16 protein-coding genes and 1 pseudogene are annotated in these 16,147 nt (G+C 59.6%); 2 read left to right on the top strand and 15 right to left on the bottom strand.

Translation table 11 applies throughout. The annotated features are described in order from the left end of the window. Window positions 1-92 precede the first annotated feature (92 nt). Together KGB03_RS02420 and KGB03_RS02425 are read right to left on the bottom strand one after the other, a co-directional pair. Window positions 93-1,154, bottom strand: coding sequence for an alpha/beta fold hydrolase (locus tag KGB03_RS02420; RefSeq protein WP_223526225.1), 1,062 nt, complete (start codon window positions 1,152-1,154; stop codon window positions 93-95). A 117-nt stretch (window positions 1,155-1,271) separates the two neighbouring features. Continuing rightward, the gene (locus tag KGB03_RS02425; RefSeq protein WP_223526226.1) at window positions 1,272-1,535 is read right to left on the bottom strand and encodes a DUF2790 domain-containing protein; all 264 of its coding nucleotides are present in this window, start codon (window positions 1,533-1,535) and stop codon (window positions 1,272-1,274) included. A gap of 185 nt (window positions 1,536-1,720) precedes the next feature. Here KGB03_RS02425 and KGB03_RS02430 point away from each other — a divergent pair, with 185 nt between their 5' ends. Continuing rightward, the gene (locus KGB03_RS02430) at window positions 1,721-2,461 is read left to right on the top strand and encodes a response regulator (RefSeq protein WP_008151724.1); all 741 of its coding nucleotides are present in this window, start codon (window positions 1,721-1,723) and stop codon (window positions 2,459-2,461) included. Here KGB03_RS02430 and KGB03_RS02435 read toward each other — a convergent pair. The 13 genes from KGB03_RS02435 to KGB03_RS02495 form a co-directional block, all read right to left on the bottom strand. Beyond that, complete coding sequence (locus KGB03_RS02435; protein WP_218538744.1) at window positions 2,428-3,957, bottom strand: FAD/NAD(P)-binding protein; 1,530 nt, start codon at window positions 3,955-3,957, stop codon at window positions 2,428-2,430. The two genes, KGB03_RS02430 and KGB03_RS02435, sit on opposite strands and share 34 nt — an antisense overlap. A 14-nt stretch (window positions 3,958-3,971) precedes the next feature. Then, window positions 3,972-4,739 (bottom strand): ABC transporter ATP-binding protein, encoded by a 768-nt coding sequence (locus KGB03_RS02440; RefSeq protein ID WP_223526227.1) that lies wholly within the window; start codon window positions 4,737-4,739, stop codon window positions 3,972-3,974. A gap of 3 nt (window positions 4,740-4,742) precedes the next feature. Next, window positions 4,743-6,083 carry an ABC transporter substrate-binding protein gene (locus tag KGB03_RS02445; protein WP_223526228.1) on the bottom strand — a complete coding sequence of 447 codons (1,341 nt, stop codon included), beginning with the start codon at window positions 6,081-6,083 and terminating at the stop codon, window positions 4,743-4,745. 25 nt (window positions 6,084-6,108) lie between these two features. After that, window positions 6,109-7,158: a branched-chain amino acid ABC transporter permease gene (locus KGB03_RS02450; protein WP_076030611.1), complete on the bottom strand. Its 1,050-nt coding sequence runs from the start codon at window positions 7,156-7,158 to the stop codon at window positions 6,109-6,111. Between the two features lie 4 nt (window positions 7,159-7,162). Beyond that, on the bottom strand, window positions 7,163-8,044 hold the full coding sequence (locus tag KGB03_RS02455) for a branched-chain amino acid ABC transporter permease (protein WP_223526229.1): 882 nt from the start codon (window positions 8,042-8,044) through the stop codon (window positions 7,163-7,165). Then, window positions 8,044-8,820, bottom strand: a complete 777-nt coding sequence (locus KGB03_RS02460; protein WP_223526230.1) for an ABC transporter ATP-binding protein — start codon at window positions 8,818-8,820, stop codon at window positions 8,044-8,046. The genes KGB03_RS02455 and KGB03_RS02460 overlap by 1 nt, the downstream gene beginning before the upstream one ends. Further along, window positions 8,817-9,722 carry an AMP-binding protein gene (locus KGB03_RS02465; RefSeq protein ID WP_223526231.1) on the bottom strand — a complete coding sequence of 302 codons (906 nt, stop codon included), beginning with the start codon at window positions 9,720-9,722 and terminating at the stop codon, window positions 8,817-8,819. Before KGB03_RS02465 ends, KGB03_RS02460 begins: the two co-directional genes overlap by 4 nt. A gap of 200 nt (window positions 9,723-9,922) precedes the next feature. After that, the gene (locus tag KGB03_RS02470) at window positions 9,923-11,326 is read right to left on the bottom strand and encodes an LLM class flavin-dependent oxidoreductase (RefSeq protein WP_223526232.1); all 1,404 of its coding nucleotides are present in this window, start codon (window positions 11,324-11,326) and stop codon (window positions 9,923-9,925) included. Beyond that, a complete protein-coding gene (locus KGB03_RS02475) occupies window positions 11,316-11,762 on the bottom strand; it encodes an acyl-CoA dehydrogenase (protein ID WP_223526233.1) in 447 nt (148 codons plus the stop codon). The genes KGB03_RS02470 and KGB03_RS02475 overlap by 11 nt, the downstream gene beginning before the upstream one ends. Before the next feature lie 10 nt (window positions 11,763-11,772). Next, entirely contained in the window at window positions 11,773-12,975 is a 1,203-nt protein-coding gene (locus tag KGB03_RS02480; RefSeq protein ID WP_223526239.1) for an SfnB family sulfur acquisition oxidoreductase, read from the bottom strand. Between the two features lie 223 nt (window positions 12,976-13,198). Next, window positions 13,199-13,519, bottom strand: a complete 321-nt coding sequence (locus tag KGB03_RS02485) for a hypothetical protein (RefSeq protein WP_223526241.1) — start codon at window positions 13,517-13,519, stop codon at window positions 13,199-13,201. Between the two features lie 366 nt (window positions 13,520-13,885). Beyond that, entirely contained in the window at window positions 13,886-14,221 is a 336-nt protein-coding gene (locus tag KGB03_RS02490) for a hypothetical protein (protein WP_223526243.1), read from the bottom strand. 130 nt (window positions 14,222-14,351) lie between these two features. Beyond that, entirely contained in the window at window positions 14,352-14,915 is a 564-nt protein-coding gene (locus KGB03_RS02495; RefSeq protein WP_192407777.1) for a helix-turn-helix domain-containing protein, read from the bottom strand. On the opposite strand from KGB03_RS02495, the pseudogene KGB03_RS02500 reads away from it, so the two are divergent. Then, window positions 14,910-15,936 (top strand): annotated as a pseudogene (locus tag KGB03_RS02500) (DMT family transporter). The gene KGB03_RS02495 and the pseudogene KGB03_RS02500 overlap by 6 nt on opposite strands. The last annotated feature ends 211 nt before the right edge of the window (window positions 15,937-16,147 follow it).

The raw sequence follows: 16,147 nt of genomic DNA on the forward strand, positions 1-16,147 counted from the left end.
GGCGGTGTGTCAGTCGACATTTATAGTGACTGACACACCGCCTTCGCGAGCAAGCCCGCTCCCACAGTAGATTGGTGTTATATGCCGCGATCTCAGAGGTGATCCGCATCAATGATCGCCTTGGCAAAGGCCTGCGGATCTTCCTGCGGCAAGTTGTGGCCGATGCCGCCGTTGATGAGTCGGTACTCATATTTGCCAGTGAAACGCTTGGCATAATCCTCGGCAGCCGGATGTGGCGCCCCGTTGGCATCACCTTCCATGGTGATGGTCGGCACCGTAATCACCGGGGCCTTGGCCAGCCGCTGCTCCAGCGCTTCATATTGAGGTTCGCCCTGAATCATGCCCAACCGCCAGCGATAGTTGAAGATCGTAATAGCCACATGATCGGGGTTGTCCAGGGCCACCGCGCTGCGGTCGAAAGTCGCGTCGTCGAAAGCCCATTTCGGGGAGGCCAGCTCCCAGATCAACCTGGCGAAGTCGTGGCGATTTTTTTCGTAACCGGCCTGGCCGCGTTCGGTAGCGAAGTAGAACTGGTACCACCATTGCAGCTCGGCCTTGGGCGGCAACGGATTCTTGCCGGCGGCCTGATTGCCGATGAGGTAGCCGCTCACCGAAACCAGTGCCTCCACCCGCTCCGGCCAGAGCGCCGAAACGATGTCCGCCGAGCGCGCACCCCAGTCGTAGCCACCGAGCACCGCCTTCTTGATCTTAAGCGCATCCATAAAGTCGATGACGTCACTGGCCAACGCGGCGGGCTGGCCGTTGCGAACCGTCTTGTCGGACAGGAAATGCGTGTCGCCGTAGCCCCGAGCATACGGGATCAGCACCCGGTAACCCTTGGCCGCCAACAAGGGCGCCACTTCGCTATAGCTGTGAATGTCGTAGGGCCAACCGTGCAGAAGAATCACCACCGGACCCTCGGCGGGGCCGACTTCGGCGTAGGCCACGTTCAGCAACCCAGCGTTGACATGCTTCAGAGGGCCGAAGGGGTCCGCCTTGAGAGTGCCGGCGCTGGCCACCACTGGCTCTGGCGTCGTGGTTTGCGCATTGGCAGCACCAAGGGCACCTAACTGCATCAGCGCGAAAGCGAGGATCGATGGGCCAAAGAAACGACGACGTGAGTCGTTTTTTTTGCTCAACACATTCATCTTCATGGTGATTCCCCTGGAAGTCATTGACCTGGTGTTCTGGACGTCGTGAGTCAGCCATCGCGGGTTGATGAGCAGACTGCGCGTTCATCGGTTTTGGCAGCGATCAGCGTAGTGAAAAGATCAACTGCCCTGATTGCTGCACTCTGCGAACTTGCTGTAATCGAGGACTTTCTGCGCGCCGCTGGAATCGAGGTAGGTCAGGCGGGCATCGACAATGCCGCAATTACCGCCGCCGTTGTTGACGATGGAAACCACTTTCTTGATATCCAGGTGGGTGCCGTGAGAAGTTGTCTGCGACGGCGCTTGAACATCGGCATGGGCCGAAAACGCTGCAACGTTCAGGACCGCGAAGAAGCTGGCGGCAATCAGTGTGTTCCAGTTCATGGTGATTTCCTCAGGGTTGCAAATGGGCCGTGGTTGCGAGGCAAGCTGTGTTGTCTCGATGGAACCCATTTAATCGGCCCGAGGTATCTGCCATGTGTCGTAGAACCGGAATTAATAAGGCGTAAGGTGTCTCCGGGGGCAGCAGATACAGTGCGATACAAAGCGAACAAACAGAGGCTTGAGCGATGGAACATGTGAACCACATCCTGATCGTCGACGACGACCGGGAGATTCGCGAGCTGGTCGGCAATTACCTGAAGAAAAACGGCCTGCGCACCACGGTGGTTGCCGATGGCCGGCAGATGCGCAGCTTTCTTGAAGCCAATCAGGTGGACCTGATCGTGCTGGACATCATGATGCCTGGCGATGACGGCCTGCTGCTGTGCCGCGAATTGCGCTCGGGCAAACACAAAGCCACACCGATCCTGATGCTCACCGCACGCAACGACGAAACCGATCGCATCCTCGGCCTGGAAATGGGTGCCGACGACTACCTGACCAAACCCTTCGCTGCCCGCGAACTGCTGGCGCGGATCAACGCCGTGTTGCGCCGTACGCGGATGCTGCCGCCCAACCTGTTGATCACCGAAACTGGCCGATTGCTGGGCTTCGGCCGCTGGCGCCTGGACACCACCGCCCGGCACTTGCTCGACGAAGACGGCACGATGGTGGCCCTCAGTGGCGCCGAATACCGTCTGCTGCGGGTGTTCCTCGATCACCCGCAACGGGTGCTCAGCCGTGACCAACTGCTCAACCTGACCCAGGGTCGCGACGCCGACCTGTTCGACCGCTCGATTGATTTGCTGGTGAGCCGTCTGCGCCAGCGATTGATGGATGACTCACGGGACTCGACCTACATCAAAACCGTGCGCAGCGAAGGCTACGTGTTCTCCTACCCGGTGGAATTGCTCGGCGCAGAATCATGAAGCTCTACCCCTGCAGAACCTGAGGAGACTTTTTCATAGGGTTTTGTATCCGTCTGTATAAGATGTGGCGTTGTTGTCAGGCGAGCGGCGAGTGCCTTGGCCTGGCTCGCGACGTCGGTCACTGCGGTGCTTTCCCACCACATGCCGCGCAACGGTGGGCCCATGGCGAACAGACGGCTGGCGGCTTGCTCATCGGCGCCTAACACCGCGCCATCGACTGCCGCCGCAATCCCCAGTGCCAACGGCCCCGGCCGGACAAGTCCGCGGGCCAGCAGTTGCTGTGGCAGCGGTCGAGCCACTCGCCGCCAGTCGTATTCGATGCCGCTGGAATTGATCAATGCCGCGCCGCTGACAATGCTGGTTTCTGCTTCACCCCGACGCCGAATGCGGATACTCACTGCTCCGTCCGCTGAAGGCTCCAGCCCTTTGAACGACGCGGCCTGAATCCGTAATCGGCCTTCATTGTGCAATCGCTCCACCAGCTCGGCACTCAACGGCGGCGAGCGATGGTGATGACTTTCCCACCACGGCCGCACATGCCGCACAAACTGTCGACGCTGCACGTCCGTTGCCTGATTCCACAAACGGCCAATATGCGCGCGCACGGTGTCGAGCGGTGCCTGCCAGTCGATGCCTTGAGCGATGGCGTCCCGGCAATGCCGACGCAGTTCGCGCACCAACTGTCGCGGTGTACGAATGCTCTGATCCTCGGCGAGAAAATCTGACCAGGCCGGTGGCTGACGACGCACATGAGGCAGCAAGCCATGCCGGGAAAACACTTCGATCGGCCCGCGATGCCCGGCCTGTTCCAGCGACACCACGGCATCGACCATGGTCAGGCCCGAACCGATGATCAGCACGGTCGACTGCGGATCGAGTTGCTGCATGGCCGCGACGTCCCACGGATCAAGCGCCGCCGCGTTCAAGCCGCTGGACTCGGTCTGTGGCGTACGCGCCGCGGGAAACATCCCCGTGGCCAACACCGCATAAGCGCCCTGCAAGTGTTGCCCATCGCTCAACGTCAGCAACACAGAATCGTCCCGGGTCTGCAGGTCAACCACCTCGGCCCGCACATGCTCGACCGTTGACCCGTTCAACGCCCCCACCGCTTGCGCTTCGGCCAGGCGCTGCTGCACGTACAGGCCGAAAATCCCCCGGGGCGGGAACAATTCGCTGACCGACACATGTTGCTCGTCAGACTCCGGCCAGCCGCCGGCCGCGATGTACTCGGTCAGCCATTGGGTCAGGTCGTCGGCGTTGTCCGGGTCAACGCTCATCCGCGCCGCATTGCCGTTGAGCGTATGGCCCAGTTCGACCGCGCTGTACGCCTCGCCCCGTCCCAGTTCGGCGCGGGGTTCGATCACCAGCACCTGGCGTTTGCCCGGCAGGCGCAACAACTGCGCCGCCAGCATTGCGCCGCTGAGGCCGCCGCCGACGATCAGGATGTCCGCGTGGCGGATGGCGTCGGTTGCCTGTCCGCTTTGGGTTTCAGTCATGGCGTTCTCACTGCTCAGTGTTTACCTAAATAGAAGTCATGCAGATCGCCCCGCGCCAACAGCGCCTCGCTCCCCCCGGACAGCACCACTCGGCCGGTGTCGAGAACGTAGGCCGTCGTTGCGTACTTGAGCGCCACATTAATGTTTTGCTCGGCAATCAGGAAGCTCACCTGCTCCTCGCGATTGAGCTGGGCGATGATCTCGAAAATCTCCTGGACGATAATAGGCGCCAAACCCATGGAAGGCTCATCAAGCAGTACCAAAGTAGGACGCGTCATTAAGGCCCGGCCTATGGCGACCATCTGCTGCTCGCCCCCGGACGTCAGCCCGGCCTGGGTTTTACGCTTGGTTTTCAGGCGTGGGAACCAGGCATAGATTCGCTCCAGATCACGGGCCATGTCCTGACGACTCAAGCGCCGGACAAACCCGCCGCTGCGCAGGTTGTCCTCGATCGTCAGTTGCGGGAACACATGCCGACCTTCCAGCACATGCACCATCCCTTGGCGCACTCGCAGGCTCGGATCGACGCCAGCCGTGTCATGCCCGAGAAACTTGATCGTCCCGCGACTGACCTCCGCCCGCTCGGCCCGAACCAACCCGGAAATCGCCTTGAGCGTGGTGCTTTTGCCCGCGCCGTTGGCGCCGAGCAACGCGACGATGCCACCCTTGGGCACCGACAGCGACACTCCAGCGACGGCCAGGATCGCGCCGTCGTAGATCACTTCAATGTCGCTGACTTGCAACAGGTCATTGGCAGCAATGTCACTGGCGGCTTGGCTCATGGGTTATTCATCCCCGTTGCAGGTGCGTGGATTCAGGCCTTTTTCCTTGGCGAAGGCCGCGGATTTTTCATCGATCAAGGGACGCAGCAACGCGCGATCCGCCGCAATCCAGTCGCTGATCAACGTCCAGTTGGCGCCGTCCCATTGCTGCACCCGCGCTGAACCGCCACCTTCGTGGTCACGGCAGGACAGCTTGAGGTTCTGCATCAGGCCGAGGTAGCCCATGTCCTTGAGGCGCGCGTCGTCGATATTCAGATGTTCCAGACCCCAGCGTCCCTCTTCGCCATTCAAAGGACGCTTGCCGAATTTGCCTTGAGCCGTGCGAATCGCTTCCACCATCACTGCCGCGTTCACCAGCCCGGAGTTGTAGTAGACGCTGCCAAAATTCTTCAGGTCCTTGAGGTCGCTTTTGCCCTTGTCGAGGATGGACTGCTTGAGGCGTTTGTGGATCTCGAAATCAGTGCCGGCCGGGTACGGCGTCAGCGCCAGATAACCTTTGGCAGCGGCGCCTGCGGGCAATACGTCTTCGCTGGAACTGGCCCAGATGTCGCCGACGATATGGTCCACCGGGAAGCCAAAACGCGCGGCCGTCTTGACCGCCACCGGCGTCGACACGCCCCAGGTGCGCAGGAACACCCAGTCCGGGTTGACCTGGCGAATCTGTCGCCATTGCGCCGATTGTTCGTTGCCCGGATCGGCCACCGGAATCTGGATGTTTTCGAAGCCGTACTTCTCGGCCAGCAACTTCAGCGGGCCGAGGGTTTCACGCCCATACGCCGAGTCGTGATAGACCGTGGCGATCTTCTTGCCCTTGAGTTTGTCGAAGCCTCCCTCGCGCTGGGCGATGTAGTTGATCAGGCTGGAGGCCTCGCTATAGAAGGTCAGCATCACCGGGAAGTTGTACGGGAACACCGTGCCGTCAGTAGCTTCGGTGCGACCGTAACCGAGGGTAATCAGCGGGATTTTGTCGACTTCCGCCCGCTCGCTCAGCGCATAGGCTGCCGGCGCGCCGTTGGGTGAATAGATCGCCACCGGGGCGCCATCCAAACCTTTTTTGAAGCGCTCGTAGCATTCGATGCCCTTCTCCGCCGTCCACTCGGTTTCGCATTCCTGCCAGACCAGTTTCACGCCGTTGATCCCGCCTTCCACATCGTTGATGTAGTTCAGGTAATCGAGCATGCCGGCCCACACTTGCACACCGCTGGAGGCGTAAGCGCCGACACGGTAAGTGGCCAACGGGAAGAATTGCTGGTCCGGCGAAGCCTGAACCATCGGCACCGCACTGCCAAAAACCGACAGCGTCAGGGCGGCGCCGGCCAGGGAACGTTTCAAGGATGCACGCATGTTGTCTCTCTAATCGTTGGGGAATTCAGAAGCGCAGCGGCCAGTGGCTCAGCCGCTCACGAAGGTTGCTCAACAGGCGGATCAGGCCTTCCGGTTCCTTGATCAGGAACAGGATGATCAGCACGCCGAAAATGATTTTTTGCAGGTTCTGCAATTGGCCGGCGTCCACCGAACCGCCGAACAACGCTTGCCCGGCGTGGCTGAGCAGGATCGGCAGCAGGCTGATAAACGCAGCGCCCACGAAGTTGCCGGCGATGCTGCCCATGCCACCAATAATGATGATGAAGAGGATCTGGAACGATCGATTGATATCGAAGCTGCTGGCGCTGGCGGTGCCCAGATAGGCGAAGGCCCACAGTGCCCCGGCGATGCCGAGGTAAAACGAGCTGACGGCGAACGCCAGGTGCTTGTAGCGCACCACCGGAATGCCGATCACAGCGGCGGCGGTGTCCATGTCGCGGATCGCCATCCAGTTGCGACCAATCTGGCTTTTCACCAGGTTCACCGCGACCCAGGTCAATAGCAGAACAGTGGTCAGGGTCAGCAGATAACGCCCCAACGGCGTGTTCAGGTCATGGCCGAACAGCGCCAGTTTGGGTGCGGAAATGGTCCCGGACGATCCGTAGTTGTAAAACCAGGGGAATTTGACGAACAACCACTCCAGAAAGAACTGTGCGGCCAGCGTGGTGACCATCAAGTAGAAGCCTTTGATCCGCGAACTCGGCAGGCCGAAGACAAAGCCCACCACGGCGCTGATCAGCCCGCCACCGAGCAAGGCGACCGGCAGGCCAAGTTCAGGCAACCGGAGCAAAAATCCATAGGTGGCAAACGCCCCGACCGCCATGAACCCGGCCGCACCGACCGAGGTCTGGCCGGTGTAACCCGTGAGCAAATTCAGGCCGAGCCCGGCCAGGGACAGCACCAGAAACGGAATCAGAATCGCGTTCAGCCAGTAGTCGTTACCGGTCAGCGGCACGACGACGAAAGCGATCAACAACAGGCCGAGCAGTCCAAGTGGCACACGGCGCTGGATCAACACCGACGGTGCGGTTTCGCGGGTAAGGGAAATTGACATGGTTTCAGACTCGCTCGATGGCGCGTTCGCCGAACAGGCCGGCGGGACGGATGTACAAGAAGGCCAAAGCCAGGAAGTAAGCAAACCACGGGGTGATGCCGCCGCCGATCAGCGGGCCGATGTAAACCTCGGCGAGGTTCTCCGCCGCGCCGACAATCAGGCCGCCGACAATCGCCCCGCCAATCGAGGTGAAACCGCCAATGATCAACACCGGCAAGGCCTTGAGCACCACCAGCGACAAGGAAAACTGCACACCTTGCCGCGCGCCCCAGAGCAATCCCGCCACCAACCCGACTACACCGGCCACCGCCCAGACGATCTGCCAGATGCGGTTGAGGTTGATACCGATCGACAACGCAGCCGTGGTGTCATCGGCCACGGCGCGCAGGGACACACCGATGCGGGTTTTGTTGAACAGCAGCGCCAATACCGTCACCAACACGATGGCCGCGGCGGCGGCGATCAGGTCGAACTGGCTGACCATCAGCCCGCCGATAAACAGCGGCACGTCGTCGATGCCCAGGTCCAGCGCCCGCACCTGCGAGCCCATCAAACCCTGAGCCAGGCCTTCGATGATGAACGACAGCCCGAGGGTGGCCATGAACAAGGTGATCTGCGAGCGATTGACCAAGGGCCGCAGCACCAGCCGCTCGATCAGCAACGCCCCGATGATCATCACCGCCACCGTCAGCAACAACGCCAGAGCAAACGGCACGCCCTGATCGTGCAGGCTGACGAAGGTCAGCGCGGCGAACAGCAACATCGCGCCCTGGGCGAAATTGAACACACCGCTGGCCTTGTAGATCAGCACGAATCCAATCGCGACCAGCGAATACATGGTCCCGGCGAGGAGGCCGCCGAGCAGGGTTTCCAAGAAGAACGTCATCAGTGAACCACTCCCAGATACGCCGCGATCACGTCGGGATTGGCCTGCACTTCGGCCGGTGTGCCGTCGCCGACTTTGCGTCCGTAATCGAGCACGACCACGTGGTCGGACAGGCCCATCACCACGCTCATGTCGTGCTCGATCAACACCACCGTGGTGCCGAGGTCGCGGTTGACGTCGGCAATGAAGCGCGCCATTTCCTGCTTCTCTTCGGCGTTCATCCCGGCCATCGGCTCGTCCAGCAGCAACAGGCGCGGCCCCGCGATCAAGGCACGACCGAGCTCTACGCGCTTTTGCAGGCCGTAAGAAAGATTGCCCACCGGCACATCGCGGTGAGCCTGAAGTTCGAGGAATTCGAGAATGCCCTGAGCCTGTTGGCGAAAGTCTTCAGCCTCACGGCGGGCTCTCGGCAAGCCCAGCGCCTGTTCGATGAAACTGCTGCGCAGGTGCCGGGACAGGCCCGTGAGGATGTTGTCGATCACACTCATCTTCTTGAACAGCGCATTGTTCTGGAAGGTGCGGCCGATGCCGCGTCGTGCGGCGGTCAGCGGATCGATACGTTTAAACGGTTGCTGCTCAAAGACAATCGAGCCGGCATCGAAGCGGTACACGCCGTTCAGCACATTGAGCAGCGAACTCTTGCCCGCGCCGTTGGGGCCGATCAGTGCGCAGATCTCGCCACGACGTACGTCGAACGAGAGTTCGTTGATCGCCTTTACGCCTTTGAAGGACAGGGAAATACCGCTGACTTGCAGGATGGAATCGGTCGAGCTCATGCGATGTCTCGTTTGAATTCGGATAACCAGGCAGGCGTTGGTTGAGCGTCGGGGGCGCGCGTGGCTTGCCAGATGAAATGCAGGTTGTGAAAGCCCAGCAGTCGACGAACGCGGTTTTTGATCAGGCGTTGCAGGCCTTTTTCCGGGTGGGCGATGGCCCAGTCGCAGAGGCGTCGGCGCCAGGTGCCAAGCGGCGCGAGACGACTTTCAATTTCTGCGGCCAGTAGATGCAGGCGCTCACCGGATAACAGCAATCCCGAGGGTGCCACTTCACGACGGTCGCGGCTGGCGCTGCCAGGGCTTTCCGGGAACGCCAGGGCGTGGCCGCTGGTCAGCCATTGTTCGAGCAAAACGCTGAGACCGGCCTGCCATTGGGTGCCCTCTTCGCTCCACAGTTGCGGGCGTTGCCACCAACGGCTGAGGCGTTGCGCAGGTTCGACCGGCCCGAGCAGTTCGGGGAAATCCAGCAGCGATTGGCCTTGGCTGAGCCAGAGCTGTTGCGTCTGTCGTGCCTGGACAAACGCGTGAGTGGGGCGACTGCGCCATAGGGTTTTGTGCAGAGCTTCTGCATCGAGGTTGTCCGGTAGCGTCAGCAGTTCACCGCCGATGTGCTGCGCAGCCAGTGCCAGCAGCAATAGATTCGGCTCGAAGGCGCCGCTCAACGCCAGACGCGATGCTTCGGTGAATCCTTGCTGTCGCAAACCGTCGGCCAAACGCTCGACATCGCGCAAGGCATCGATCCAGCGCCAGACGAACCACTGGCCATGGCGCTTGTGCCGCAAGGCCGGTTGCAAGGGGCTGACCTGAGCCCAGTGGCGCAATTGCTCCAAAGCCTTGGGCAGATCGACCCGCCACTCTGTGGTGTCCGCGATTGGCGGACGTTTGAGTTCGTGCACGCTCATTGGCATACCTCCTATCCATGGGCAAAAAGCGTGCGGTGGTCCGCTGGGCTGAAGGGTTGGCACCGCCCTCTGTGGGAGCGGGCTTGCTCCGGGCGGCGCTCCGACGAAAGCGGTCTTACAGGTGACATTGATGTTGGATGTTCTGGCCTCTTCGCGAGCAAGCCCGCTCCCACAGGGGATTTGTGTGGTGTTCAAGTCTTCTATGCGGACGCCACTTTCTTCTCTTGCTGCCGCAACGCCGCCAGGTCTCGATAACCCGCACCCGGATGAATCTCCGGCAATCTCGGCCCTTCCCCAAACAGCTTCTCGCGCAAGGTCCCCGGCGCGTATTCGGTTTTGTAGACCCCACGCTTCTGCAACTCCGGCACCAGCAATTCCACAGCGTCGATGAAGGTTTCGTGAGTCAATGCATAGGCCAGGTTAAAGCCGTCCACATCGGTGTCCTCGACCCACTCCTGCAACAAGTCGGCGACGGTCTCGGGGCTGCCGACAAACAACGGACCAAAACCGCCGATGCCCACCCAGTCAGCCAATTCGTTGGGGGTCCAGACCTTGTTCGGGTCCGCCGTGGAGAACGCTTCCACCGCCGATTGAATAGCATTGGTGTGCACATGCTTGAGCGGCTCATCAGGCTTGAACTGGCTGAAATCAATCCCGGTCCAGCCAGAGATCAACGCCATCGCGCCTTCGTAACTGACCCAGGTTTTGTATTCCTCAAACTTGGCCTTGGCCTTGGCGTCGGTCTCGCCAAGGATCACGGTTTGCAGGTTGAAGATCAGGATCTTCGACGGATCTCGCCCGGCTTCGGCAGCCCGACGGCGGATGTCGGCAACGGTTTTCTTCAGCAGCACTTTCGACGGTGCAGCAACGAACACACACTCGGCATGCTCAGCGGCAAACTGCTTGCCGCGACTCGATGCGCCAGCCTGATAGAGAACCGGAGTGCGTTGCGGCGAGGGTTCGCAGAGGTGAATACCCGGCACCTGGAAGTGCTTACCGACATGCTGGATTTCGTGGATTTTGCTCGGGTCGCTGAAGATCCGCCGCTCGCAATCCCGCAGAATCGCCCCCTCTTCCCAACTGCCTTCCCAGAGTTTGTAGCAAACCTCCAGGTACTCTTCGGCGAAGTCGTAACGGGCGTCGTGTTCGGTCTGGTTTTTTTGGCCGAGGTTCTTCGCACCGCTTTCCAGATAAGAGGTGACGATGTTCCAGCCAGCACGGCCCTTGGTCAGATGGTCGAGCGTCGACAGGCGTCGGGCGAATGGATACGGGTGTTCGAACGACAGCGACGCGGTCAGGCCGAACCCCAGATGCTCGGTGACCAGCGCCATCGGCGGAATCAATTGCAGCGGATCGTTGACCGGCACCTGCGCCGCCTGACGGATCGCCGCATCACCATTGCCGTTGTAGACGTCGTAGATGCCCAGCACATCGGCAATGAACAAGCCGTCGAACTTGCCGCGCTCGAGGATTTTCGCCAGATCGGTCCAGTACTCCAGATCCTTGTATTGCCAGGAGCGATCTCGCGGATGCGCCCACAGACCCGGCGACTGGTGACCGACGCAGTTCATGTCAAAGGCGTTGAGACGAATTTCACGGGCCATCAAACGACACTCCGAACGCTGGGGGATGGATGCCGTTGAGGCGGAAGTTGCCGATGAGGTGGCGCTTCCAGCGCAGCGGATCATCCAGTGATCCGGGCAATGCGGTGCGTTGGCCGGTGAGTTCGAATTCAACGTTGCTGACGGCATTTAACGCGTCGGCGCTGGCCAGGTGCGATTCGGCGATGGCGACGCTGATTTCCGTGTCGTCATCAACGCTGCTCCGAAAGTCTTCGGCGCGTTCGAGCAGCGCAGCGGCGACTTCGATGCGGATGTGCAAGTCGCCGAAGCGGCTGATGACGAAAGGATCATCCGTGGCTTGAGCCTGCTGGCGGACGAAACGCAACGTCGCATCAAGCACGCTGCGAGCGTTGTGCAGGTCGTGCTGACTTTTGGCCAGGGGCTGCCCGGCAATAATCGGTTGGGTCAAAGCGTTCATGGTGGGTTCCTCAGTTCCAGGCGTGGCGCGCAGGCTTCACGCCGTTGAGCAGGTAGTTGCCAATCAGGTGGTATTTCCAGCGTGCCGGATCATGCAGGGTGTGCGTCCGGGCGTTGCGCCAGTGGCGGTCGAGGTTGAATTTGCCGAGCACCGAGCGAGTACCGGCCAGTTCGAAGAGTTTGCTGCTGGCAAGCAAGGCGATCTCGGCGGACAGCACTTTGGCCTGGGCGACCACCACCGAAGCGCGGGCCACCGTGTCTTCGTTGGGGTCGAGCAAGGCGTGGTCGATTGCGCGGCCGGCCTTTTTGAGGATCGCTTCGGTGCCGTGGACCCGCCATTCGAGGTCGCCGATCGCAGCGATGCTGAATGGGTCCTGCCAGCCGTGATCCTGTCCGCTGTCGATCCATGGCCGGGCTTCACGGGCGTAGCGTTTGGTTTCTTCCAGAGCGCCGACGGCAATGCCGGTGTCCACGGCCGCCTGAATGATTTGTGAAATCGGGCCGTCGGCGGTGGGTTCATCAAAAGCCTTGTGGGCTGGGATCACAGCACTGAGCGGGACCTTCACCTCGTTCAGGGTGACACCACCGCTGGCCGTGGTGCGCTGGCCGAAACCGTCCCAGCTGTCGATAACGGTCAAGCCGGGAGTGTCGCGTTCGATGAAGGCGATGAAGGCCTTGTTCACTTCATTGACCGCCACCGCTGGCACTATGTGCGCGAACAGAGCGCCGGTGCAGTAGAACTTTTCGCCGTCGATTTGCGCGGTGTCTTTATCGAAACGGATTCGGGTTTCGAAGGCCCCGGCATTTTTGCTTTTGGATTCGGAGAACGCGTTGCCGAAACGGTAGCCCTTCAGGACTTTGCCAAAGTAGTAACGCTTCTGCTCTTCGGTGGCGGTTTGCAGCAGGATGTCGAGCACGCCGAGGTGGTTTTGCGGGATCTGGCCCAGGGACGAATCGGCAGAGGAAATGATCTTGATCACCTCAGCGACGGTCACATAGGAAACGCCAGCGCCGCCGTACTCCTTGGGAACGGTGATGCCCCAGAGGCCGCTGGCGGAAAACTCGTCGAGCTCGGCGATTGGCAGGCGTCGCTCGCGATCCCGCACGCTGGCTTCAATGGCAAAGCGTGCAGCGAGCTTGTGGGCGACGGCGATGGCTTCGGCATCAGAGTGAATGACGTGGGCGGTGCGAGGGGATTGAGCTGAGATTGTCATAATGCGACTCCTGCGTCGGGTGAACACCCAAGAGCCAATACAGAAGTCGTGCCAACATAATTATTCTTTATTAATCAATAAATTACTGATTTTTTTAATTACGTCACAAACCGAAGCGAGACAATCTGTGGATTTACTGTTCCTCGGCAAACACTAATGACAGAAAAAAATGCTCGACCTCTTCGCGAAAGTCGAGCATTTCGTCAACCAATACAACTATTAGTTAGTGCGCGACATGGTAATAGATTGGATCAGAGAAGCTTGCGTTAGCTCCACCATAATAAATAATGTAACTGAACTTTTTTTGCGGCCCAGTATGTTCAAGCAAGTGCACTCTAGATATGTTTACTGAAAAAAAACCATCGACCCACTCTCCGACAGGTGCATCCGAAACCATCTCCTTATCTGCAATAAACACGCTGATAAGGTCGTCTGGTGTGTGATTAGGAGGCTCAGGAATGCGAGCGGTAGCACCATCTGGAACATCTTTCAGGTTGATCACTCCATCTACAGCTTCTGGAACAACAAGCGGTAATAAGTTCATTTCTCCAATTCCTTTCAGTTGACGTTCGACCGACCTGGTTGCCTGATGGACCAGGACAAAATAGCAGCGCGCTGAAGGCCATTTGAAAGACAATTACTGCGCCCGTCTACTGTCAGAAATAACAGGTACCCCACCCTTTCCGATCAGCGGTAGGAGGTCAAGTCACAACATTACGAACAAACCGTGCGGCCACGGCCCCATCATTGCGGGTGAATACCCAGATCAGTTACAGAAGTCGTGCCTGTTATTAATAGGGTTATTAATAGGGTTATTAATCAGCTACTTATGGCTTATTCAACGAAAACACACTCACTAAAAAATGCAATATATTCAATCACGGTTCCCCTGCCAACAGCCAGGCCTGCCTCACAAGCGCATCGACACGCCTAATTCGAGCACTTCGCTTTGTTGGAATGGATCGTCGACCCAATACCGAATCCGCATTCCCACACTGTTAATAAACGCGCAAGCAGGAATCACAAATAATGCCCCACCACCAGTAAGTGGGGCCGTTAATGTTTTGGAAGTGCCGCCATTGTTGTATTCGAGGGTCACCTGGATGCCCGGATAGACACCCCGGTTCAATACAATTTTGACCTGAGCGCCGGCTACGACATCTTCGAGAAAGACAATGTCGCCGCAGGCCACCGGCAGTACGGGTGCAGGTAAAAGCGCTGACGGCTTTTTGTGATGAATAGACATATATGAACCCAATGTTGAGGAGTGGACCGTCATCCACCGGTGCACTCATCAATATCTGGATCCGAGGCCAATCGTCTACTGTAAGAAGTAACAGGTATATATGTGTTTGACGTGGCGAAATCAGCGCCGATCAAATCACCACATTTCGCACAAACCGCGCCGTCACCGGCCCATCGTTGCGATAGGCATGGGGCTGATTGCTGGCGAACATGTAGAACTCGCCGGCAGCGATCTCATGGGGTGTTTCACCCAGCATCAGCGTCAGGCAGCCTTCGAACACGTAGATCTGCTCACTCCAGCCCTCGGCGTCCGGTTGCGACGGATAAATCTCCCCTGGTTGCAGACACCATTCCCACTGTTCCACCTCGCGGGTAGCCGTGGCTTTGGACAGTAAAACGGCTTTGCTGCCAGGAATCTTCCCGGCCCAGGCCACTTCGTTGATGCGGCTCGGGTCGCGGGCATCCGGGGCCTGGATCAGGTCGCTGAATGCGACGTCGAGCGCTTCGGCCACGCGGTCGAGGGTGGTCAGGCTGACATTCTTCTCGCCGGCCTCGATGGCCACCAACATCCGGCGGCTGACGCCGGATTTTTCCGCCAGCGTCGCCTGGCTCATGTCGGCGGCGTGGCGCAAGCGTCGAACGTTCTGGCTGACGTGCTGGAGGACCGAAGCCCGCTGCGTGGAATCTTTGTGCACTATATTGCTCACTCGGTGGGGTTGGGCAGTATACTGCGCAACATTCGGCGCATTGTGCGTCCCCCTTCAGGTAGCGCGCAAGCTCATGACGTCGGTGAATACCCCTCACACTTCCTCCCGTTTCTCGCGGTTCAGCAAGGCCGAGTGCGTGCTTGTGCTGATCACCATGGTCTGGGGCGGCACCTTCTTGCTGGTGCAACATGCGATGACCGTCAGCGGGCCGATGTTCTTCGTTGGCCTGCGCTTTGCCGCGGCGGCGATCATTGTTGCGCTGTTTTCCTGGCGACACCTGCGTGATCTGACCCTGTTCGAATTGAAGGCCGGGGCCTTTATCGGCGTGGCGATCATGCTCGGTTATGGTTTGCAGACCGTCGGGTTGCAGAGCATTCCCAGCAGTCAGTCGGCGTTTATTACCGCGTTGTACGTGCCCTTTGTGCCGTTGCTGCAATGGCTGGTGCTGGGACGGCGTCCGGGGTTGATGCCGAGCATCGGGATCATGTTGGCGTTTACCGGGTTGATGTTGCTGTCAGGACCGGCGGGTGCCTCGTTCAATTTCAGCCCTGGCGAAATCGCCACGTTGATCAGCGCCGTGGCGATTGCGGCGGAGATCATTCTGATCAGCACCTATGCCGGCCAGGTCGATGTGCGACGGGTGACGGTGGTGCAATTGGCGGTCACCTCGGTGCTGGCGTTTTTGATGGTGGTGCCGACTCAGGAAAGGATTCCGGACTTCTCCTGGCTGCTGTTATGCAGCGCGTTGGGCTTGGGCGCGGCCAGTGCGGCGATTCAAGTGGCGATGAACTGGGCGCAGAAGAGCGTTTCGCCGACCCGGGCGACGCTGATCTATGCCGGTGAGCCGGTGTGGGCCGGGATTGTCGGAAGGATTGCCGGGGAGCGGTTGCCGGCGATTGCGCTGGTGGGTGCGGGATTGATTGTGGCGGCGGTGATTGTCAGTGAGTTGAAAACCAAGGGGAAGAATGCGGCGGCTGAGGAAGAGTTGGAGCGGGAAACACAGGGTTAAACTGCAATATGTGTGGCGCCTGATAGATAGCCTTCGCGAGCAAGCCCGCTCCCACAGGGTTAGCGCAATCCCTGTGGGAGCGAGCCTGCTCGCGAAGGGGCCAGACCTGCGGCATACAGAACTTTGAAACAATGTGAATCAGGTTTTTTCCGTCTACCTTGTAGGATTCTGCGACAGCTTGGCGTTTGGTGATCCGGGAGCTGGCACGTAT

The organism is Pseudomonas sp. BF-B-26, assembly GCF_019956495.1.
Lineage (GTDB): Bacteria > Pseudomonadota > Gammaproteobacteria > Pseudomonadales > Pseudomonadaceae > Aquipseudomonas.